The organism is Streptosporangium sp. DT93 (assembly GCF_049844535.1).
Taxonomy (GTDB): domain Bacteria; phylum Actinomycetota; class Actinomycetes; order Streptosporangiales; family Streptosporangiaceae; genus Streptosporangium.
Map to the genome: position 1 here is coordinate 63,748 of NZ_JBNCLF010000013.1, position 19,874 is coordinate 83,621.

The window sequence follows — 19,874 nt, forward strand, 5'->3', positions numbered from 1 at the left end:
GCGATCATGATCCGCCGCCGTCCCCCACCACCGTTCGAAGGATGTCCGATGACAGGAACCCGCGCCGCCCTGCCCGACGCCACCACCCCGGAGTTCCAGGCCGAGGCGCTCGCCGAGGCCAACGCCTACCGCACCAAGCACCACGCGCCGCCCCTGGTCCTGGACGCCGAACTCAACGCCTACGCCCTGGAGCGGGCCTCCTCCCGTTCCGAGCAGGAAAGGCTCGCGGCCGGTCACACCGGCCTGCGCGCGCAGACGGGAGAGAACATCTTCTGGGGCGGCGACGCCGAGGCCCTGCCCGGATCCAGGGCGGTCAAGAAGTGGTACGACGAGATCTCCGCCTACGACTTCGCCGCCGCCCAGTTCTCCTCCGGCGCCGGTCACTTCACCCAGCTGGTGTGGAAGGCCAGCACCAAGGTCGGCATCGCGCGCGTCGCGGGCCAGCCGGGTGAGTACTTCGAGACCTACATCGTGTTCGTCTTCGAGGAGCGCGGCAACATGGAAGGCGCCTTCGCCGACAACGTGCTGCCCGCCTGACCGGATTCCCGCCGCCCCCGCCTCGCAAAGCCGAAGCGCTCGGAGCGGACGGCTGCGGGGCGCCACCCCATCATGAGCGGCGCCAACGGCAACGACAGCATCAACGTCCACGACGGCGCCGCAGGTGACACCGCCAACGGCGGCCTGGGATCCGACACCTGCACCACCGACGCCGGAGACACCACCAGCTGCTGGCCACCGCACGGCCGTGGGTGCGCCGCATGCTCGGCGCACCCACCCTCCGCGCTCACCAGCCAACTCAACAGCCAAAGAGGAACCCGCCATGACATCTGACCCCACGCGGCATCGTGACGCACCTCGCAGACAGCGCACCTGGCACCGGCTGATCGCCTTCACCGTGCTGATCACCACGGCCGCGCTTCTTCCCGCCCCGGCCGCTCACGCGGCCGCCAGCGCCACCTGCACCGGCAGCTCGGCCATCAGCTACAGTCCCGGCCTGACCTTCACCCCGCAGACCGTCACCTACAGCGAAACCGACACCCTCACCTCCTGCACCTCCACCGTCTCCGGCCTGACCAGCGGCACCTCCGGCACCGTCTTCACCCTGCCCGGCGCCTCCTGCCTGGCCGCGCCCAGCCTCAACACCGACCCGACCTTCACCATCACCTGGAACACCGGCCAGCACAGCGTCATCAACCTGACCTTCACCGACCTCATCGTCGCCGGCACCGAACAGGTCACCGGCACCGGCACGGTCACCAGCGGCCCGTTCACCGGCGGCAACGCCACCGTTGTCTGGGTCTACCCGGTACTCAACCCGCTGCAATGCCTGGCCAGCCCAGGCCTGACCAGCCAGAGCGGAACCCTGATCGCCCAGCTCACCCTCATCTGAACACCCGGCGGGTCAGATGAGCGGATCCGGGGTGAACAGGACGTAGCGGTACAGGTTCGATGCAGTCGGCTCGGGTTCGAGCGGCGTGATTGTGGAGGTAGCGATGGACAAGATCAGTGAGGTGCGGGCGGCCAAGCTCGCGACCCGTTTCGCCCAGCACGACGTGGACGGCGACGGGTTCATCGACCAGAACGACTACCGGCAGCTGGCCCGGCGGCTGGGCGAAGGGCTGGGCGCCTCTGCGGTGCTGCAAGAGGAGATCGCGGCGGGGTTCGCCGAGCAGTGGACCCAGCTGGCGGCCCTGGCCGACGTCGATCACAACGGGCAGGTCAGCCTCGCCGAGTACACCCACGCGATGGGCGCCGGCATCTCCGCCGATTCCGCCGCGCTGGAGCGCGCGGTCTTGGCGACCTCGCGGGCGGCACTGCGGGCGGCCGACTCCGACGGCGACGGGTATCTGGACCTGGCCGACTACCTTCGCCTCGCCGAACTGCTGAAGGTGCCCGGCGCCCAGGAGGGCTTCCACGCCCTGGACACCGATGGCGCCGGACGGCTGCGCACCGAGGTCGTCCTGGCCGCCGTCCATGACTTCTACGTCAGCGACGATCCCGACAACCCCGCCAACCTCGTCTTCGGCCGTCCGGAGTCAACGCCGTGACCCTCACCGATCCGGCGCCCCCGGCGGTGCCCGGCGTCCTGGTCGTCAATTCCGGCCGCTGCGGATCGACGCTGCTGTCACGGCTGCTGGGAGGACATGAGGACGTCCTGTCGCTGTCCGAATACATGATCAGTCTCGGTTCGCTGGCCTACACCGCCCCCGGCCCGCTCACCGGCGCCCAGTTCTGGGACATCATCAGCGGGCCCAGCGCGATCGAAGAACTGCTGAACCGCCTGGACCTTCACCCGCCCGAGATCACCTACCGCGGCCCGATCCGCGCCTGCCGCGACGGCCGGACCGCCATGCCCCGCTTCCTGGGCGCCGCCCTGCCCGGCCTGACCGCCGACCCCGACGCGCTCTTCGGCGAGCTGGCCCTCCAGGTCCCCGCCTTCCCCACCCAAACCCTGGCCGCCCACCACCGCTGGCTGTTCGGTCTGCTCGCCGCCAGGTTCGGCCGGCGGATCTGGGTGGAACGCTCGGGCGCCAACAGCTTCTACGCCGACCGGCTCGTGGAAATGTTCCCCGACGTACGGGTGGTCCACCTGCGCCGCGACTGCCTGCCCGCGGTGCTGTCGATGCGCGCCCACCCCTACTTCCAGCTCGCCACGATCGGCGAGCAGTTCGTGCGGCTGTGCGCCCTCAACCCCTTCGACGAGGACGCACCCCACTACCAGGACGGCATCCCCGAGAACCTGCGCTCGATGCTGCCCCAGCACCTCACCGCCGACCTCCTGAGGCGGCGCGGGGAACTGCTGGAGCCGTTCGTGCTGGCCTGGGTCGCCCAGAACATGTACGCCCAGGCGCTCCTGGCCCGCCTGCCGCAACACCAGACCGCCGTGATCGACTACGGCACGCTCCTGGAGGCGCCCGCGACCGAACTCACCCGCCTGGGCCGCTTCCTGGGCCTGACCGACCCCGAAGGCTGGGCCGCCCGATCCGCGAGCGAGGTCCGCAAGCCGGCCGACCGTTCCACTCTCGACCTCGCCCGCAAGGTCGAGCAACTCAAGGAGAAGATCACCGCAACCCTTCAAGCCACCGGCCGGTACCAGCCCGTCACCATCGCCTGACATTGAGGCAGGTGGCAGAGGGCCAGCCGTAGCGTTCGGCGTGCTCGGCAACAAGGTGGTCGAAGGCCTCGGTCAGCGCCGCGTCCGGTGCGGGCGGGAGACCGGCGCGAAGACCGGCGGCCAGATCGCGGTGCGGGTCAAGAAGGGTGAGCTGGCGGTGGCCGACGGGGCCGATCGGTTCTCTGAGGTGTGCGTGTCGCGGGGCCGGGGGTCACCGGGAACAGTTCTCAGTGCTCAGGGAACGGTGCGGCCGGCTCCCCGCGAGGTGGCGGCGGGGACGCCAGGGCGCACCAGACGATCTTGCCGCCGGGGGCAGGGCCGGTAGTAGCCCCAGCCGGTGGCGAGGAGGTCGACGAGATGGAGACCGCGGCCGCTCTCGTCGTCGGGGCCGGGGTCGCGCAGGAGGGGCGATCCTGGATCAGGCTGCCCTGTTCCGGGCGGTGGGCGGAGACCTCGTCATGCGCGCTCAGCTCGAACATCTCGCCCGGCAGGCCGAACGACCGCACATCACCGTCCAGGTCATCCCGTTCTTTGCCGGAGCCCATCCAGGGATGCCCGGCAGCTTCATCGTCTTGAAGTTCGCTGCGGGCAATCCCGATGTGATTCACATCGACAGCATGGCCGGTGACCTTTTCCTTGAGGAAGAAACCGATATCCAGCGGTATAACGATATGTGTCAGCATCTTCGCGCGATGGCACTCAGCCCCGCTGACACAGCAGCGTTACTCGCGTCTCTACAGAGAGATCACTGGCGAGAGGAATCATGATGAACCCAGACCTGTCCGGTGCACGCTGGCGCAAGAGCACCCTCAGCGCCGACGGACCGAGCTGCGTCGAGATGGCGTTCGTCGGCGACGACGTCGCCGTCCGCGACACCAAGGACCGCGACGGCGGAACGCTCCTGTTCCGCCGTGAGAAGTGGACGGCCTTCGTCGGCGGCATCAAGAACGGCCGCTTCGACGCCCTCACCTGATCCTCAAGGACAAGGGCTGTCCTCCGGCGTCGGCCCGGACCGCCGACGCCGGTTCCGGTGCTTTCCCGATCGTGTCTCCTGCCGGCTTCGCGCCTTGCGGACGGGCGGTTGATACTCGTTTGCAGTGGGCGGTCAAGCGGGGTGAAAGCGGTGCATCACAGACTGTGGGCACAGCAGCCGGAAAGGAACCCCTCCCATGACGATGACCCGCTCCCTGACGGGACTCGCCCTCGCCTCCGCCCTCGTCGCGATCGCCCCCGCGGCCGCGCAGGCGGCCACCGCACCGGCCTCACCGGTCGCGGCTCCGGTCGCTGCGAACCCCGCCGCAGGGCAGAGCGCCACCCAGGGCACCATCAAATGGGGCACCTACCACGCCCCCGGCCGCAGGGCCAGGACGCACGGCACCCTGACGGTCTCGGGCGAGGACCACGCGGTCCTCCCGGTCGCCGCGCGTGGCAGGATCTCCGGCAAGGTCTACGACCTGACCCGCGCCACCTCCTCCTGCGGCTGGGCGGTCTTCCGCCTCACCTACCGCACCGCCGACGGCAAGAACCTGCCGTTCAAGCACCGCAGCATCGTCGACTGCTCCTACGGCACCCCCAAGTCGTTCACCTTCACGCAGCACGACCTCTACCAGGTCCAGCTGAAGGTCTGCTCGGAGCCCAAGGCCTCCAAGCCCTCCCTGAACTGCCTGTACGAGGGCACCTGGAAGGTCCTCTACACCTCGAAGTGAGCCACGGCCGGTGGGCCCGTGCCGGGGCGGGGCCCACCGGACCGGAACTCCCCCCGGGAACGGCCCGGGCCCCGGAAACGGTCCAGGAGGACAGGGCCGGGAGAAGGGGCCCGGGTCACGGCGTACGAGCGCGGGTCGAAGGGCGCGGGCGGGTCAAGGTGTGAAGCGGTAGCCCATGCCCGGTTCGGTGATCAGGTGGGCGGGACGGGCCGGGTCGCGTTCGAGCTTGCGGCGGAGCTGGCCCATGTACTGGCGCAGGTAGTTCGTCTCCTTGACGAACGCGGCGCCCCACACCTCGGTGAGGATCTGGCGCTGGCTGACCAGCTTGCCCGGGTGGCGCACCAGCAGCTCCAGGATGTGCCACTCGGTGGGGGTCAGGCGCACGTCACCGGAGATCGTCTTTCCGGCCAGGTCGACGACGTGGCCGCCGATCTCCACGCGGGCGGGCTCGGCCTCCTGGGCCCCGGCGCGCCGGGTGACCGCGCGCACGCGGGCCAATAGCTCGTCGAGCCCGAACGGTTTGGTGACGTAGTCGTCGGCGCCGGCGTCCAGGGCCTCGATCTTGTCCTGGCCGCCGTCCCTGCCGGACAGCACGATGATCGGCACGGCGGTCCAGCCGCGCAGGCCGTGGATGACGTCCACGCCGTCCAGGTCGGGCAGCCCCAGGTCGAGGATGACCAGGTCCGGCGGCCGGTCGGCGGCGGCCCGCAGGGCCGAGCCGCCGTCGGGGGCGACCTCCACCTCGTAGTGCCGGGCGACCAGGTTGACGCGCAGCGCGCGCAGGATCTGCGGTTCGTCGTCCACGACGAGGATGCGCGTCACGACGTCACCGCCCCGCTCCGGACGGGCAGTGTGACGACCATCGTGAGACCTCCCCCGGGTGTTTCCTCGGGTACGAGTGTGCCGCCCATCGCCTCGGTCAGGCCACGCGACAGCGCCAGGCCCAGGCCGACCCCCGAGTGGTTGTCGCGGTCGCCCAGCCGCTGGAAGGGCTGGAACACGCGGTCGTGCGCCTCCGGCGGGATTCCCGGCCCCCGGTCGGTCACCCGGATCTCCAGGTGCGCGCCGTGCCGGCTCGCGCTGATCAGCACCGGCTCGCCGGGCGGGCTGTAGCGCACCGCGTTGGACATGAGGTTGACCAGCACCCGCTCCAGCAGGGCCGGGTCGGCCAGCACCTCGGGCAGCTCGACGGAGACGTCCCCCTCGATCCGGTCCCGCAGCGGGCCCAGGTCGTCGACGGCGCGCGGGACGACCTCCTCCAGCGCGACCGGCCGCGGGATGGCGCCGAGCACCCCGGCCTGGAGGCGGCTCATGTCGAGCAGGTTGGCCACCAGCCGGTCCAGCCTCTCCAGGGACTCCTTCGCGGTGGCCAGCAGCTCGGCGCGGTCGTCCTCGCTCCAGACGACGTCGGTGCTGCCCAGGCTCTCGACGGCGATCCTGGCCGAGGCCAGGGGGCTGCGCAGGTCGTGGCTGACGGCGGCGAGCAGCGCCGTGCGCATCCGGTCGGCCTCGGCCAGCGGGCGCGCCCGTTCGGCGGCCTCACGCAGGCGTTCCTGGCGCAGGGCCACGGCGGTCTCGGCGGCGAACGCCTCCAGCACCGTGCGGTCGGCGGCGTCCAGCGGCCCGCCCCGGACGGCCATGACCAGGTCGTCGTCGATGACCACGTCGGTGTCGGAGCGTCCCGGGCAGGTGGACGGGGTGCCGCCGCTGGTGGCCACGATCCGCCACGCCTGCGGGTCCGAGCGTTCCTCGGGGGCCCGGGTGGCCTCGGGCAGCCGTTCCAGCAGGGTGACCGAGGTCAGGCCGAACGTCTCGCGCGTCCGCTCCAGCAGGGAGGGTACGGCGGCCTGCCCGCGCAGCACGTGCCCGGCCAGCGTCGACAGCAGCTCGGCGTCCGCGCCGGCGCGGGCGGCCTCGCGGGTACGGCGGGCGGCGATGTCCACGATCGTGCTGACCGCGGCCGCCACCAGGACGAACACGACCAGCGCGAACAGGTTCTCCGGGTCGCTGATGGTGAACTCGCCGACCGGTGTGGTGAAGAACCAGTTGAGCAGCAGCGACCCGCCCACCGCCGTGGTGATGGCCGGCCACATGCCCCCGGCCAGCGCGACGGCGACGGTCAGGCAGAGGAAGAGCAGGATCTCGCTGGGCAGCGACAGCACGTCCCGGAACGGCGACAGCGCCAGGACCAGGCCCGGCAGCCCGGCCGCCGCCATCCCCCAGCCGATCAGCCGCCGGGTGCGGGTGAGCGCGGCCCGGGAGCGCACCGGCCGGCGCCGCCCCCTCCTGGCCTCGTCGTGGGTGATCATGTGGACGTCGATGGTCCCGGAGCGGGCGATGGTCTCCAGCCCGACGCCGCGCGACAGGAGCTGGGCCAGGCGGCCCCGGCGGGAGGCACCCAGGACGAGCTGGGTGGCGTTGACGCCGCGGGCGAAGTCGAGCAGCGCGCGCGAGACGTCCTCGCCGGTGACCTGGTGGTAGGTGCCGCCCATGTCCTCGACCAGGGTGCGCTGGACGGCCAGGGCGGCAGGGTCGGCCCCGGCGGGCCCGTCGGCGCTGGTGACGTGCACCGCGAGCAGGTCGGCGCCCTTGGTGCGGGCGGCGATGCGGGCGGCCCTGCGGACCAGGGTGGCGCCCTCGGGGCCGCCGGTCAGGGCGACGACCACGCGCTCGCGGGCCTCCCACGTGACGGCGATGCCGTGGTCGGTGCGGTAGCGATCGAGCTGGTCGTCGACCTTGCCCGCGACCCACAGCAGCGCCAGCTCGCGCAGCGCGGTCAGGTTGCCGACGCGGAAGTAGTTCGACAGGGCCGCGTCGACCGTGCCCGGGGCGTAGACGTTGCCGTGGGCCATGCGGCGGCGCAGGGCCTCGGGCGACATGTCGACCAGCTCGACCTGGTCGGCCCGCCGCACCACCTCGTCCGGTACGGTCTCGCGCTGCGGGACGCCGGTGATCTCCTCGACGACGTCGTTGACCGACTCCAGGTGCTGGACGTTCACGGTGGAGATCACGTCGATGCCGGCCTGCAGGATCTCGTCGACGTCCTGCCAGCGCCTGGCGTTCCTCGAACCCGGCACGTTGGTGTGGGCCAGCTCGTCGATCAGCGCCACCCTCGGCGCGCGGGCGATCACCGCCTCGGTGTCCAGCTCGCCGAACGTCGCGCCCCGGTACGTCACGCTCCTGAGCGGGATCACCTCCATGCCCTCCAGCAGGGCGGCGGTCCGGGCCCGGCCGTGGGTCTCGGCCAGGCCCACGACCACGTCCCGGCCGCGCTCCAGCGCCCGGTGGCCCTCGCAGAGCATCGCGTACGTCTTGCCGACCCCGGGCGCCGCGCCGAGGTAGACCCGCAGGCGGCCGCGGCTCACGGGGTCTCCCCAGCCGGTCCCGCGGGCGGGCCGCCGTGCCGGTACCCGCTCGTCCCGTCGCTCACCCTGTCACCCGCCCGTCACTTCGCACGCACTCACCGTCACCCATCATCCCCGCCTGCTCCCCCGCGGCTCACCTCGGCCGCGCGTTGTCGAGCGCCAGGTTGAGTTCGAGCACGTTGACGGCGGGTTCGCCCATGAAGCCGAGTGCCCGGCCCGTGGTGTGCTCGGCGATCGTCCGCCGCACCTCCGCGAGGGCGATGCCGCGTTCGCGGGCCACGCGCGGCGCCTGCAGCGCGGCGTAGGCGGGCGAGATGTGCGGGTCCAGGCCGGAACCGCTCGCCGTGACCGCGTCGGCGGGCACGGCGGGTGCTCCGGCGTTCCCCCGGACCGGGACGGTCAGGCCCGCGGCGTGGTCCTCGCCCGGCGTGGCGCACCGTACCGGAAGCCCCCGGTAGGAGGTGAGGAACGGGGTGGCGGGGCAGGCCTGGTTGACGCTGACCGCCCGGCCGGGGAAGACCTTCAGCACCGCGCCGGTCCCCTCGGGGGTGCAGTACGGGCGGGCGCCGCTGACGCCCTCCAGCTCGCCGACCGCCTTCGAGCGGGCGCACACCCGGGTGAGCAGCGAGAGCCTGCCCTCGTCCGGCTCGCCGTCCTCGTTCACGGCGCCGGGGACCGGCAGCGTGTCCACGACGTCCTCGGGGCCCAGGTTGCTCGCGCCGGTCGAGGTGGGGTCGTAGCCGTCGCCGGCCGCCGACGGGCGCGACTGGAAGTACGTCGCGACCGGGGCACCGGCGGCGTCGGTGAAGGACTGCCCGATGATCGCGCTGCCTACCTCCCTGTCGCCGGAGCGGACGATCGAGCCGCCCGCGCCGCCGGGCGCCAGCAGCCGGGCGACGCCGGTGACGGCGAGCGGGTAGAGCAGGCCGAGCAGCACGGTGAGGACGGCGAGCGCTCGGATCGCGGTCAGGTGGCGGCGCAGCGGAGCGGGTAGGTGGCGCATCAGGACATCCCTGGAAGGAACCGGAGGACAAGGTCAATGATCTTGATGCCGAGGAACGGCGCGACGACGCCGCCCAGGCCGTAGACGTACAGGTTGCGCGACAGCAGCGCCGAGGCGCCGGAGGGCCGGTAGCGCACGCCGCGCAGCGCCAGCGGGATCAGCGCGACGATGACGATCGCGTTGAACACGACCGCGGACAGGATCGCGGACTGGGGGCTGGCCAGGCGCATGACGTTGAGCGCGTCCAGCCCCGGGTAGACGGCCGCGAAGATGGCCGGGACGATCGCGAAGTACTTGGCGATGTCGTTGGCGATGGAGAACGTGGTGAGCGCGCCCCGCGTGATGAGGAGCTGCTTGCCGATCTCGACGATCTCGATGAGCTTGGTCGGGTCGGAGTCCAGGTCGACCATGTTCCCGGCCTCCTTGGCGGCCGAGGTGCCGGTGTTCATGGCGACGCCGACGTCGGACTGCGCCAGGGCGGGGGCGTCGTTGGTGCCGTCGCCGGTCATCGCGACCAGCCGGCCGCCCTCCTGCTCCTTCCTGATCAGCGCCAGCTTGTCCTCGGGGGTGGCCTCGGCCAGGAAGTCGTCCACCCCGGCCTCGTCGGCGATGGCCTTGGCGGTCAGCGGGTTGTCACCGGTGATCATCACCGTGCGGATGCCCATCCGGCGCATCTCGTCGAAGCGTTCCCGCATGCCCGGCTTGACCACGTCCTTGAGGTGGATCACCCCGAGCATCCGGCCCTTCTCGGCCACGATCAGCGGGGTCCCGCCGGAGACGGCGACGGCGTCCACGAGGTGGCCGATCCCCTCGGTGCGGCCGCCGTGCCCGCCCACCCAGGCCATGACCGCCGCCGCCGCGCCCTTGCGGACCTGGCGGCCGTCGAGGTCGACGCCGGACATGCGGGTCTGCGCGGTGAACGGCACCCAGGTCACCCGGTCGGGCTCGGCCGGCCACTCCTCGCTCAGGCCGTGGGCCCGCCGGGCGTGGGCCACGATGGAGCGGCCCTCGGGGGTCTCGTCGGCCAGGCTGGACAGCTGGGCCGCCCGCGCCAGCTCCGTCTCGTCCACCCCGTCGACGGGGACGAACGCGACGGCCTCCCGGTTGCCCAGCGTGATCGTGCCGGTCTTGTCCAGCAGCAGCGTGGACACGTCGCCCGCGGCCTCGACCGCGCGGCCGGACACGGCCAGGACGTTGCGCCGCACGAGGCGGTCCATGCCGGCGATGCCGATGGCCGACAGCAGCGCCCCGATGGTGGTCGGGATCAGGCACACCACCAGCGAGACCAGCACCACGCCGCTGACACCGCCGGCGTTCAGCGCCACCGAGTCCGGCATGCCCGGGTTGACGAGCGTGGAGTAGACGGCCAGCGGCTGCATCGCCGCGGTGGAGACCAGGAAGACGATCGTGAGCGCGGCCAGCAGGATGTTGAGCGCGATCTCGTTGGGCGTCTTCTGCCGGTTCGCCCCCTCCACCAGCGCGATCATGCGGTCGACGAAGCTCTCGCCGGGCCTCTGGGTGATCCGGACGACGATCCGGTCCGACAGGACCTTCGTGCCACCGGTCACCGCGGAGCGGTCGCCGCCGGACTCGCGGATCACCGGCGCGGACTCGCCGGTGATGGCCGACTCGTCCACCGACGCGATCCCGTCGACCACGTCGCCGTCTCCGGGAACGGTCTCCCCCGCCTCGACGACGACGAGATCGCCCCGGACGAGCTCGGAGGCGGAGACCTCGTCCCACCCGGTCGAGGTCACGCTCCTTACCCGGCGGGCCCGGGTGTCGGTCCTGGCCTTTCGCAGCGTCTCGGCCTGCGCCTTGCCCCGCCCCTCGGCCACGGCCTCGGCCAGGTTGGCGAAGATCACGGTCAGCCAGAGCCACACCACGATGGCCCAGGAGAAGAACGACGGGTCGGCGACGGCCAGCACGGTGGTGAACGCCGCGCCGATCTCGACGACGAACATCACCGGGTTGCGCCACAGCGTGCGCGGGTCGAGCTTGCGCAGCGCGTCCGGCAGCGACGCGATCAGCCGCCGGGTGCCGGGCAGGCCCGCGCCCGCCCGGCCGGCGCGCGCCGGGGCTCCGGCCGGGGCTCCGCCCGGGGCGCCGGCCGGTGTTCCGTCCGGTGTCGCGGCCGGTGCGTGGGCCGTGGGGATCGGCATGTCAGGACAGTCCTTCCGCGAGGGGGCCGAGCGCGAGCGCCGGGAGGTAGGTGAGCGCGACCAGGACGATCGTCACGCCGACGACCATGCCGGCGAACTGCGGGCCGTGGGTGGGCAGCGTGCCCGCCGACGCCGGTACCGGGACCTGCCGGGCCAGCGATCCGGCCAGCGCCAGCACCAGGACGATCGGCAGGAACCGGCCGAACGCCATGCACAGGCCCAGGGCCACGTCGTACCAGGGCGTGGCGGCCGACAGGCCGCCGAAGGCCGAGCCGTTGTTGTTGGAGGCGCTGGTGAAGGCGTACAGGACCTCCGACAGGCCGTGCGGGCCGCCGTTCAGCATGCTCGCCCGCAGCGTGGGCGAGCCCATCGCGAGCGCCGTGCCGGCCAGCACCAGGGTGGGGGTGACCAGCAGGTACAGCGACACCAGCTTGATCTGGCGGGTGCCGATCCGCTTGCCCAGGTACTCGGGGGTGCGGCCGACCATCAGCCCGGCCACGAAGACGGTGATCACCGCCAGGACGAGCATGCCGTACAGGCCCGAGCCGACCCCGCCGGGGGCGACCTCGCCCGGCATCATGGCGAACATCGTCATCATGCCGCCGAAGGGGGTGTAGGAGTCGTGGAAGGAGTTCACCGCCCCGGTCGAGGTCAGGGTGGTCGCCGCGGCGAACGTGGCCGAGCCCGGGACGCCGAAGCGCACCTCCTTGCCCTCCATCGCCGCGCCCGCCGCCTGGGCCACCGTCGCGTTCCCGCCCAGCTCGAACACGTTCGTGAGCACGACGACGGCCAGCGCGATCGTGGCCATCACCGCGAGGATCGCGGTGCCCTGCCGCGGCTGCCCGGTCATCCTGCCGAAGGCGCGCGGCAGCGAGAACGGGATCAGCAGGATCAGCAGGATCTGGAACCAGTTGGTCCAGCTCGTGGCGTTCTCGAACGGGTGGGCGGAGTTGGCGTTGGAGAAGCCGCCGCCGTTGGTGCCCAGCTCCTTGATCGCCTCCTGTGAGGCGACCGGGCCGCCGGTGATCGCCTGGGTGCCGCCGGTCAGCGTCGCGACCTCGTGCGCGCCGGAGAGGTTCTGGATCACCCCGCCGGCCACCAGCACCAGCGCGCCCGCGAACGCGAGCGGCAGCAGGATCCGCGTCGTGCCGCGGACCAGGTCCACCCAGAAGTTGCCGACCGTCTCGGCCCCGCGCCGGGTCAGGCCGCGCACCAGCGCGACCGCCACCGCCATGCCCACCGCGGCGGACACGAAGTTCTGCACGGCCAGGGCGGCCATCTGGGTCAGGTGGCCCATGGTGGACTCACCCGAGTAGGCCTGCCAGTTGGTGTTGGTGACGAAGCTGATCGCGGTGTTCCAGGCGACGTGGTCGGTGACCGGCTCCATGCCCAGGCTCAGCGGCAGCCTGTCCTGCAGCCGCTGGACGGCGTACACGGCCAGGACCGAGATCATCGAGAACGCCAGCAGCGCGCGGGCGTAGACGCCCCAGCTCTGCTCGGCGTCGGCGCGCACGCCCAGCAGCCGGTACACGCCCCGCTCGGCGGCGGTGTGCCGCGGGCTCGTGTACACCCGGAAGATGTGGTCGCCCAGCGGCCCGCAGGCCAGGGCCAGCACGGCGACCAGGGAGACGACGAAGATCGTCCCCGCGACGGCCGGGCTCATCAGAACCGCTCCGGGAACAGCAGCGCCACGACCATGAAGATCACCAGGACGGCGACCGTCACGAGACCGGCGGCGTTGACGGCGCTCACAGGCGCTCCACCGCCTTCACGACCACCCCGAGGACCACGAAGATCGCGATCGTCAGGGCGACGAAGATGACGTCGGCCATCCTCACTCCTCGACTCCGGAACGTTGCCACCGCCCGGAATGGGCGGCACTCGACCAGCAAAGCCCGGAAAAAGGGGTCTTCGACCGTTCTTGACGGCTTCCATACGGCCGTGACGGCATTCTTGACGCGATCCATACGGCGGCCCGGGCGGGGCGCGAAACGGGAACGCCCGGCGGCCCCGGAGTCACCTCCGGGAACCGCCGGGCGTCCGCGCCGTCCGGCCGGGTACGGCTACGGCCTTCGCGGCAGGCTCTGGCTGTACCCGGTCAGCCGGCCGTCACCAACCCGCCGACCGCGTACGTCTAGCCGCCGAGCGTGACGCGCAGGATCCTCTCGTTGCTGTTGTTGGGGGTGCTGTCCTTGTCACCGGTGTTGGAGGTGGTCAGCCACAGGCCGCCGCCCGGGGCGGGCTCCACGGTGCGCAGCCGGCCGTACGTGCCGTTGAAGTAGGTCTGCACGCTGGTCAGGCTGCTGCCGCTGATCACCGCGCGGTACATCCGGGTGCCGCGCTGGCAGGCCACGTAGAGCGCGTCGCGCACGATCGCGATGCCGGAGCAGGAGCCCTCCGCGGTGGGGTAGGTGCGCTTGGGGGCGATGAACCCGGCGGTGCCGCAGGATCCGCTGGTGCCCTCGCACGCCGGCCAGCCGTAGTTGCCGCCCCTGGTGATGAGGTTGGTCTCGTCCATGACGCTGTTGCCGAACTCCTGCTCCCACAGCCTGCCCTGGGAGTCGAACGCCAGCCCCTGCGGGTTGCGGTGACCGTAGCTCCACACGAGGTTGCCGAACGGGTTGTCCGACGGGACGCTCCCGTCCGGGTTGATCCTCAGGATCTTCCCGCTGAGGTGGGCCGTGTTCTGCGCGTGGTCGCCGTTCTGCGCGTCGCCGGTGCTGGCGTACAGCTTGCCGTCCGGGCCGAAGCGCAGGCGGCCGCCGTCGTGGTACTTGTTGCGCAGGATGCCGCTGACCAGGATCTGCTCGGTGGCGGTGTTGAGCCTGTCGTTCTCCAGCTTGATCCGCACGATCCGGTTGTCGGTCGGCGAGGTGTGCATGATGTACACCCAGCGGTCGCCGGCGAAGGAGGGGGAGATCTCCAGGCCGAGGAGGCCGCCCTCGCCGTCGGTGCCGGCCACGTTCGGCACGGTGCCCACGGTCGTCTTGGCCCCCGTGGAGGGGTTGAGGCGGACGATGTCGTCGGCGTCGCGGCGGCTGTAGAGGATCGTGCCGTCGGGAAGCGTGACCAGGCCCCACGGGATGTCGGTGTCGGTCGCGACCTGCGTCACCGTGCACACCGGGTTGGCGCACGCCGCGCCGGTGGTCGCCGTCACGGTGCCGCTGCGCGACGAGACGTTGGCCTGCCCGTCACGGGCCACCACGTAGTACTGGTAGGCCGTGCCGGCCGCCAGCCCGCTGTCGATGAAGGTGGTGGCCGGCGGGGTGCCGTTGACCGCGCCGACCTTGGCGCCGCCGCGGTGGACGTCGTAGGCCCGGACCCCGACGTTGTCGGTCGAGGCGGTCCACCTCAGCGTCACCGTGGTCCCGGACACCGAGGCGGTGAGCTGCGTCGGGGCGCTGGGGGCCTGGGTGTCGGCCTGGCACTGCGGCGGGTTGATCGTCACCGTGGTGCTCGCCTGCGAGACGTTGCCCGCGGCGTCGCGCGCGTTGACGTAGAGACCCCAGGTCGCCCCGGGGACCACGGTGAGGGTGGTGGACAGCGTGGTGCCGCTCACCGTCTTCATCTGCTGGCCGTCGTGGTAGACGTCGTAGAAGGCCACGCCCACGTTGTCCGTCGCGGCGTTCCACGCGAACGTCACCGAGTCGCACGTCAGGCCGCTCACCCGCGCGCCGCCCGGCACCGTCGGGGGCTGGGTGTCGGCGCTGCCCGTGGACGTCGTCCACTTCTGGTTGCCGCGCCCGGTGCAGGTCCACAGGCCCACCAGGGCGCTGTTGGCCGTGCTCTCGCCGGTCACGTCCAGGCACAGGCCCGACTGCACACCGGTGATCGTGCCGTCGGCGTTGACCCTCCAGCGCTGGTTGGCGCCGCCGGTGCAGGTGTAGATCTGCAGCGCGGCCGGGGCGGTGGTGTCCTGGCCGACCACGTCCAGGCACATCGTGGCGTTGTACACCCGGAACTCACCGGCCGCGGTGAAGGTCCAGGACTGGTTGGCCTGCCCGTTGCAGGTGTAGATGTTGACGCCGGTCCCGGAGGCCGCGCTGTTGCCGATCACGTCGAGGCAGCGGCCGGAGGCCACGCCGACCACGGTCGCCGGCGCCGCCGAGGCGGGCGCCGCGACGGCCACCGTCATCGCGAGCGCGGCGGCCACCGTGGCCAATGCGGCCATCGCGGCCACCAGCACGCGCGGCCATGACCTGCGGCCGTTGATCGAGGGGGGTGTTCGCACCTGTTCTCCAAGTGGGATCGTCCGCGGGTTTCCGAAGCGAGGCTATCGTCGGCCTCTGCGATGATGCAGACCGTTTCGGGAGTTTTGTGCTGCTTCATCTGTCCGAAAAGGCCGGTGGGAAACCGTTCGCGGCAGCCCCTCGTGGCCCCGCGACCGCACGGCCGCGTGGTCGCACGACCGCGCGGTCATCCGGCCGCGCGGTCATCCGGCCGCGCGGCCGCTCGCCGCGGATCAGCTCGTCACGCGGAAGGTGGCGTCGCCACGGCTCTGCGCGTCACCGATCGGGTCGAGCCGGAGCAGGTAGCCGTAGTGCCGGATGTAGCGGTCGGGGTGGTTGTAGGACTGGAAGGACGTCCACGACGAGCTCGCGAGCCCGGCGACCTGACGGAACGTGGAGTCGGCCGCGAAGGTCGCGCTGCCGTCGTCGGGCGCGAGGACGAAGTCGAACCCGTAGTGCCGCAGGTAGTACCCGGGGTAGTTCACCGACGCGAAGGACACGTAGCCGTTCCCGTTCGCCAGGCCCGGCACCAGCCGGAACTGCGCGTCCTGGGCGGGGCTGACGTTCGCGTCGATGCGCACGTCGAGGTCCGCGTGCCGCACGTACCGGGTCTGGAAGTTGTACGACTGGATGCGGTTGACCGGCGTGGTGGCGCCCCAGCGGCCCAGGACGCGGTTCTCCTCCGCGGCGGTCAGGTTGAGGATGGAGCCGTGACGCTTGCGGTTGGTGCCCATGCCGTAGTCGGTGCGCGTCCGGAAGTTGCGCGTGCTGCCCAGGTCGGTGGAGGTGACGGGCATGTAGCCGCGGCCGGTGGCGTACTGGTCCAGCCACAGCGCCCACTCGTTGCGGCCGTTGAACTGCGCCCACATCGGGCCCTCCACGACGTTGCCGCCGCCGGTGCCGTTGGAGATCCCCATGTGCGAGAGGTTCCCGAGGGTCGTCCAGGATCCCAGGATCGAGTTGCTCGCCTCGATCGTGATGTGGCCGTCCGCCGAGGCCCGGTAGTACCGGTAGCCGCCGACCGAGCCGGGAACGTCGACGATCTGCGTGTCGATGATGCCCTGGCTGCCGCCGCGCTCGATGTAGAGCTGCGGTGCCGTGAAGCTGCGGAAGTCACCGGTGCGCGTGTACCAGATGCGGTGCTTGGTCACGCCGTTGCGCGCGGAGTTCGTCGCCCAGTACAGGACGTAGTCACCGGTCGCGGGGTTGTACACGGCCTCGGGTGCCCAGGCGTTGCCGGCGCCGGGGATGGCGCCCGCGACGTTGATCAGCCACGGGGCCGACCAGTTCACCAGGTCGCTGGACTCCCACACGACCAGCGAGGTGCTCCCCCGGTTCGCGGCGTCGCTCCACGAGGTGCCGGCGGCGATGCGCAGGTCCGTCGCGACGATCCAGTACCGGTCACCGGCGGGAGATCGGACGAGGGCGGGGTCGCGGACGCCTCGCGTGCCGACCGTGGAGCGCAGGACCACGCCGCCGTTGTTCAGGTCGCTCCAGCGCAGCCCGTCGTCGCTGTGGGCGAGGTAGATCTGCTCGCCGTTCGCCGACTCCCCGGTGAAGTGCGCCATCAGGTATCCGGTGAAGGGGTCGAGGGCGGCCGCCGCCTTCGGGGCGGCCATCGGCCACGACATGAACATCAGGCAGGCGGCGAGCATCGCGCCCACCCGGGACAGGACTCTCGGCATCGTTTCTCCTTCGAGGGGTGAGCACGGCGGGCGGCCGACGGTGTCGCGGGCCTTCGTCCCTCCTGGCGGCCCGCGGGTGTTAGCGTTAACACCTTTTCTCGCGGGCGTTCGCCCGTCGCGGCGACACGGGACCACCGGCACGCCGGAATCACGGCACGCGTCCCCGGCCGGCCGGAGATCACTTCGGCGTCACATCAGTGTGATCGCTAACATAGGGCCGGTCAATACCTTCGTGACACCCGGCCGACGGGCGGCCACCGACATCGGGCCGCCGAGCCGGGACGACCCTTCCGAAGTCGCAGGTCATGGGTGCCCCACCGGCGCACCGGCCCGTCCCGCCCTGTAAGCCGGATGTTGACAGCCGGGTTGTGAACGTTAACATCCTGCGAAGAACAGGAACACGGGCACCACCCGATCACCCCGGGTTCCGGACGGCCTCCGGCGGGGACGCGGGCCAGGCACGGAGCGCGACGTCGAGCGTGTCGAGCACCCGGCTCCAGGACTCGTCCGCGCCCCGCGGGTGGTGGCGGAATCCCCCGGTCCGCTCCAGGCTCACGAAACCGTGGAAGACGCTGCCCAGCAGCCGGACCGCGTCGGTCTGGTCGGGCTCCGCGAGCGCGTACCCGCGCAGGATGGCCCGCATCATGTCCGAGTGCCGGCGTCCCGCGCTCGCCCTCGCGGTCTCCGGGTCGAGCTCGACCTGCATGGCCGCGTACCGGCCCGGGTGCTCCCTGCCGTAGTCGCGGTAGACGCCCGCGAAGGCGACCAGCGCGTCCTTGCCCGCCCGGCCGGCCAGCGCCACCGCGCCCCGGTCGGCGAGCTCGGCCAGCGCCAGCACGGCCACCCTGACCCGCAGCTCGTGCGCGTTCCCGAGGTGCGCGTACAGGTTCGCGTCCTTCACGCCGAGCCTGCGCGCGACCTCCGAGACGGTCATGCCCTCCAGCCCCGCCTCGTCGGCCAGCTCCGCCGCCACCTCGGCCAGCCGTGCGGCGGTCACCCGGCCCCGCGCCATGGACCCTCCCCTCTTCCTAGGGACTCTAGGAAAATCTATAATGTTTTGCCTCCCCAGCTTACAGCGGGTAGCTTTCAGGTCATGCGACCGATTTCCGAGAGCGAGATCCGCGCCTCCTTCGTCAACTGCACCAAGGGCGAGGTCAAGCGCCTCGCCGTCCCCAGGGACCTCGACACCCGCCCCTGGGACGACCTGGACTTCCTCGGCTGGCGAGACCCCGCCTCCCCGGGCCGCACCTACCTGGTCGCCGAGCACGGCGACCGCCTGGTCGGCGCGGCGCTGCGCCGGGCCACCCCCCACGCCGGGCACCTCCGGCGCAGCATGTGCTCGCTCTGCCTGACCACGCACACCGGGGAGGGCGTGTCCCTGATGACCGCCCGCCGCCCCGGCGGCAACGGCGACTCCGTGGGCGCCTACATCTGCACCGACATGGCCTGCTCCCTCTACCTGCGCGGCAAGAAGGACGCCGGGCCCGGCGGGCGGATGCCCGAGTCCCTCACCCTGGAGGAGAAGATCGGCAGAACCGTGGCCAACGTGGCCGAGTTCCTCCAGAAGGTCACCGCCTGACGCCCTGACAGTCGCCTTGACCGCAACGTCAGTCTTCCGTTCCCCCCTCTGTACGCCGGGCCCGGACCGATTCACGATCGGCACAGCATCCGGCACACCCCCCTGACAGAGGTAGGACCCTTGTCACGACTGTCACGACGCCATGCCCTCCACCTCTTCCTCGCCCTCGCCGCCGCCCTCGGCTGGGCCCTCGTCCCGGCCACCCCGGCCGCCTCCGCCACCCTCGCGCCCCCCGGCTCCATGTCCGGGCTGGGCGACTCGATCACCCGCGGGTTCAACGCCTGCGGCTGGTTCGTCGACTGCACCAGCCGATCGTGGTCGACGGGGTCGAGCACCTCGGTCGACAGCCACCGCAACCGGATCAGGACGCAGAACCCCGACCTGGTCGCCTACAACGACGCCAGATCCGGCGCGAAGATCGCCGACCTCGCGGGGCAGGCCAGGACCGCGGCCTCCCGGGGCGTCGGCTACGTGACGATCCTCATGGGCGCCAACGACGCCTGCACCTCCTCGGAGTCGTCCATGACCTCGGTCGCCGACTTCGAGGGCCACTTCCGGGCCGCCATGCAGGAACTCGCCACCGGGATCCCCCAGGCCGCGGTGTTCGTCGCCAGCATCCCCGACCTCAAGCGCCTGTGGTCCGTCGGCAAGGACAGCTCCTCGGCCCGTACCGCCTGGAGCACCTTCGGCATCTGCCGGTCGATGCTGGCCTCCCCCCGCTCCACCGCCCCCGAGGACGAGGCGCGCCGCGACCGCGTCAGGCAGCGGGTCGCCGACTTCAACGGCGTGCTCGCCCGGGTCTGCGCGGAGTACACCACCTGCAGGTACGACGGCGGCGCCGTCTTCTCCTACCCCTTCGCCCTCGGGCAGCTCAGCACCTGGGACTACTTCCACCCCAACACCAGCGGCCAGCGGGCGCTCGCCGAGGCGACCTACCAGCCCGTCCTGCAGGCGTCCGACGTCTAGCCCGTTCCCCTCTTCCCCCGCTCATCACGGTCACGGACACCGCGCCATGGAGGAGGGCACCGGC

At 71.7% G+C, this 19,874-nt stretch carries 18 protein-coding genes; 9 read left to right on the forward strand and 9 right to left on the reverse strand.

Translation table 11 applies throughout. The features are described 5' to 3' along the window. Positions 1-48: 48 nt before the first annotated feature. The 7 genes from ACLQ2R_RS25630 to ACLQ2R_RS25660 all read left to right on the forward strand — a co-directional run bounded on the left by ACLQ2R_RS25630 (position 49) and on the right by ACLQ2R_RS25660 (position 4,821). Positions 49-537, forward strand: a complete 489-nt coding sequence (locus ACLQ2R_RS25630) for a CAP family protein (protein ID WP_425963121.1) — start codon at positions 49-51, stop codon at positions 535-537. Between the two features lie 283 nt (positions 538-820). Continuing rightward, a complete protein-coding gene (locus ACLQ2R_RS25635) occupies positions 821-1,390 on the forward strand; it encodes a hypothetical protein (protein ID WP_425963122.1) in 570 nt (189 codons plus the stop codon). A 103-nt stretch (positions 1,391-1,493) separates the two neighbouring features. Further along, positions 1,494-2,048: an EF-hand domain-containing protein gene (locus ACLQ2R_RS25640; protein WP_425963123.1), complete on the forward strand. Its 555-nt coding sequence runs from the start codon at positions 1,494-1,496 to the stop codon at positions 2,046-2,048. Further along, complete coding sequence (locus ACLQ2R_RS25645) at positions 2,045-3,115, forward strand: sulfotransferase family protein (RefSeq protein WP_425963124.1); 1,071 nt, start codon at positions 2,045-2,047, stop codon at positions 3,113-3,115. The genes ACLQ2R_RS25640 and ACLQ2R_RS25645 overlap by 4 nt, the downstream gene beginning before the upstream one ends. A gap of 230 nt (positions 3,116-3,345) precedes the next feature. Continuing rightward, a complete protein-coding gene (locus ACLQ2R_RS25650; RefSeq protein WP_425963125.1) occupies positions 3,346-3,882 on the forward strand; it encodes a DUF5753 domain-containing protein in 537 nt (178 codons plus the stop codon). Next, positions 3,879-4,088, forward strand: a complete 210-nt coding sequence (locus tag ACLQ2R_RS25655; RefSeq protein ID WP_425963126.1) for a DUF397 domain-containing protein — start codon at positions 3,879-3,881, stop codon at positions 4,086-4,088. Before ACLQ2R_RS25650 ends, ACLQ2R_RS25655 begins: the two co-directional genes overlap by 4 nt. 196 nt (positions 4,089-4,284) lie before the next feature. Continuing rightward, a complete protein-coding gene (locus ACLQ2R_RS25660; RefSeq protein WP_425963127.1) occupies positions 4,285-4,821 on the forward strand; it encodes a hypothetical protein in 537 nt (178 codons plus the stop codon). Positions 4,822-4,974: 153 nt separating this feature from the next. On the opposite strand, the gene ACLQ2R_RS25665 is transcribed toward ACLQ2R_RS25660, so the two are convergent. The 9 genes from ACLQ2R_RS25665 to ACLQ2R_RS25705 form a co-directional block, all read right to left on the reverse strand. Further along, a complete protein-coding gene (locus ACLQ2R_RS25665) occupies positions 4,975-5,643 on the reverse strand; it encodes a response regulator (protein WP_425963128.1) in 669 nt (222 codons plus the stop codon). Continuing rightward, the gene (locus ACLQ2R_RS25670; protein WP_425963129.1) at positions 5,640-8,186 is read right to left on the reverse strand and encodes an ATP-binding protein; all 2,547 of its coding nucleotides are present in this window, start codon (positions 8,184-8,186) and stop codon (positions 5,640-5,642) included. The genes ACLQ2R_RS25665 and ACLQ2R_RS25670 overlap by 4 nt, the downstream gene beginning before the upstream one ends. A 133-nt stretch (positions 8,187-8,319) precedes the next feature. Then, a complete protein-coding gene (locus tag ACLQ2R_RS25675; protein ID WP_425963130.1) occupies positions 8,320-9,189 on the reverse strand; it encodes a potassium-transporting ATPase subunit C in 870 nt (289 codons plus the stop codon). Beyond that, positions 9,189-11,351 (reverse strand): potassium-transporting ATPase subunit KdpB, encoded by a 2,163-nt coding sequence (gene kdpB / locus ACLQ2R_RS25680; RefSeq protein WP_425963131.1) that lies wholly within the window; start codon positions 11,349-11,351, stop codon positions 9,189-9,191. The genes ACLQ2R_RS25675 and kdpB overlap by 1 nt, the downstream gene beginning before the upstream one ends. Before the next feature lies 1 nt (position 11,352). Beyond that, complete coding sequence (kdpA, locus tag ACLQ2R_RS25685) at positions 11,353-13,014, reverse strand: potassium-transporting ATPase subunit KdpA (RefSeq protein WP_425963132.1); 1,662 nt, start codon at positions 13,012-13,014, stop codon at positions 11,353-11,355. Further along, entirely contained in the window at positions 13,014-13,103 is a 90-nt protein-coding gene (locus ACLQ2R_RS25690) for a potassium-transporting ATPase subunit F (protein WP_362814422.1), read from the reverse strand. Before ACLQ2R_RS25690 ends, kdpA begins: the two co-directional genes overlap by 1 nt. 382 nt (positions 13,104-13,485) lie before the next feature. Then, positions 13,486-15,582: a PQQ-dependent sugar dehydrogenase gene (locus tag ACLQ2R_RS25695; protein WP_425963133.1), complete on the reverse strand. Its 2,097-nt coding sequence runs from the start codon at positions 15,580-15,582 to the stop codon at positions 13,486-13,488. A gap of 231 nt (positions 15,583-15,813) precedes the next feature. Beyond that, positions 15,814-17,265: a glycoside hydrolase family 43 protein gene (locus ACLQ2R_RS25700; protein WP_425963134.1), complete on the reverse strand. Its 1,452-nt coding sequence runs from the start codon at positions 17,263-17,265 to the stop codon at positions 15,814-15,816. A gap of 415 nt (positions 17,266-17,680) precedes the next feature. Continuing rightward, positions 17,681-18,277, reverse strand: coding sequence for a TetR/AcrR family transcriptional regulator (locus ACLQ2R_RS25705; RefSeq protein ID WP_425963135.1), 597 nt, complete (start codon positions 18,275-18,277; stop codon positions 17,681-17,683). Between the two features lie 81 nt (positions 18,278-18,358). On the opposite strand from ACLQ2R_RS25705, the gene ACLQ2R_RS25710 reads away from it, so the two are divergent. After that, the gene (locus ACLQ2R_RS25710; RefSeq protein ID WP_425963136.1) at positions 18,359-18,844 is read left to right on the forward strand and encodes an FBP domain-containing protein; all 486 of its coding nucleotides are present in this window, start codon (positions 18,359-18,361) and stop codon (positions 18,842-18,844) included. A 120-nt stretch (positions 18,845-18,964) separates the two neighbouring features. Further along, positions 18,965-19,810 carry an SGNH/GDSL hydrolase family protein gene (locus tag ACLQ2R_RS25715; protein ID WP_425963137.1) on the forward strand — a complete coding sequence of 282 codons (846 nt, stop codon included), beginning with the start codon at positions 18,965-18,967 and terminating at the stop codon, positions 19,808-19,810. Positions 19,811-19,874 lie beyond the last annotated feature (64 nt).

What these genes read in the sequence shown, in the direction of transcription:
- ACLQ2R_RS25630 (WP_425963121.1), top strand. Translation starts at nt 49, where the DNA reads ATGACAGGAACCCGCGCCGCCCTGCCCGACGCCACCACCCCGGAGTTC.
- ACLQ2R_RS25635 (WP_425963122.1), top strand. Translation starts at nt 821, where the DNA reads ATGACATCTGACCCCACGCGGCATCGTGACGCACCTCGCAGACAGCGC.
- ACLQ2R_RS25640 (WP_425963123.1), top strand. Translation starts at nt 1,494, where the DNA reads ATGGACAAGATCAGTGAGGTGCGGGCGGCCAAGCTCGCGACCCGTTTC.
- ACLQ2R_RS25655 (WP_425963126.1), top strand. Translation starts at nt 3,879, where the DNA reads ATGATGAACCCAGACCTGTCCGGTGCACGCTGGCGCAAGAGCACCCTC.
- ACLQ2R_RS25660 (WP_425963127.1), top strand. Translation starts at nt 4,285, where the DNA reads ATGACGATGACCCGCTCCCTGACGGGACTCGCCCTCGCCTCCGCCCTC.
- ACLQ2R_RS25675 (WP_425963130.1), bottom strand. Translation starts at nt 9,189, where the DNA reads ATGCGCCACCTACCCGCTCCGCTGCGCCGCCACCTGACCGCGATCCGA.
- kdpB (WP_425963131.1), bottom strand. Translation starts at nt 11,351, where the DNA reads ATGCCGATCCCCACGGCCCACGCACCGGCCGCGACACCGGACGGAACA.
- kdpA (WP_425963132.1), bottom strand. Translation starts at nt 13,014, where the DNA reads ATGAGCCCGGCCGTCGCGGGGACGATCTTCGTCGTCTCCCTGGTCGCC.
- ACLQ2R_RS25700 (WP_425963134.1), bottom strand. Translation starts at nt 17,265, where the DNA reads ATGCCGAGAGTCCTGTCCCGGGTGGGCGCGATGCTCGCCGCCTGCCTG.
- ACLQ2R_RS25705 (WP_425963135.1), bottom strand. Translation starts at nt 18,277, where the DNA reads ATGGCGCGGGGCCGGGTGACCGCCGCACGGCTGGCCGAGGTGGCGGCG.
- ACLQ2R_RS25710 (WP_425963136.1), top strand. Translation starts at nt 18,359, where the DNA reads ATGCGACCGATTTCCGAGAGCGAGATCCGCGCCTCCTTCGTCAACTGC.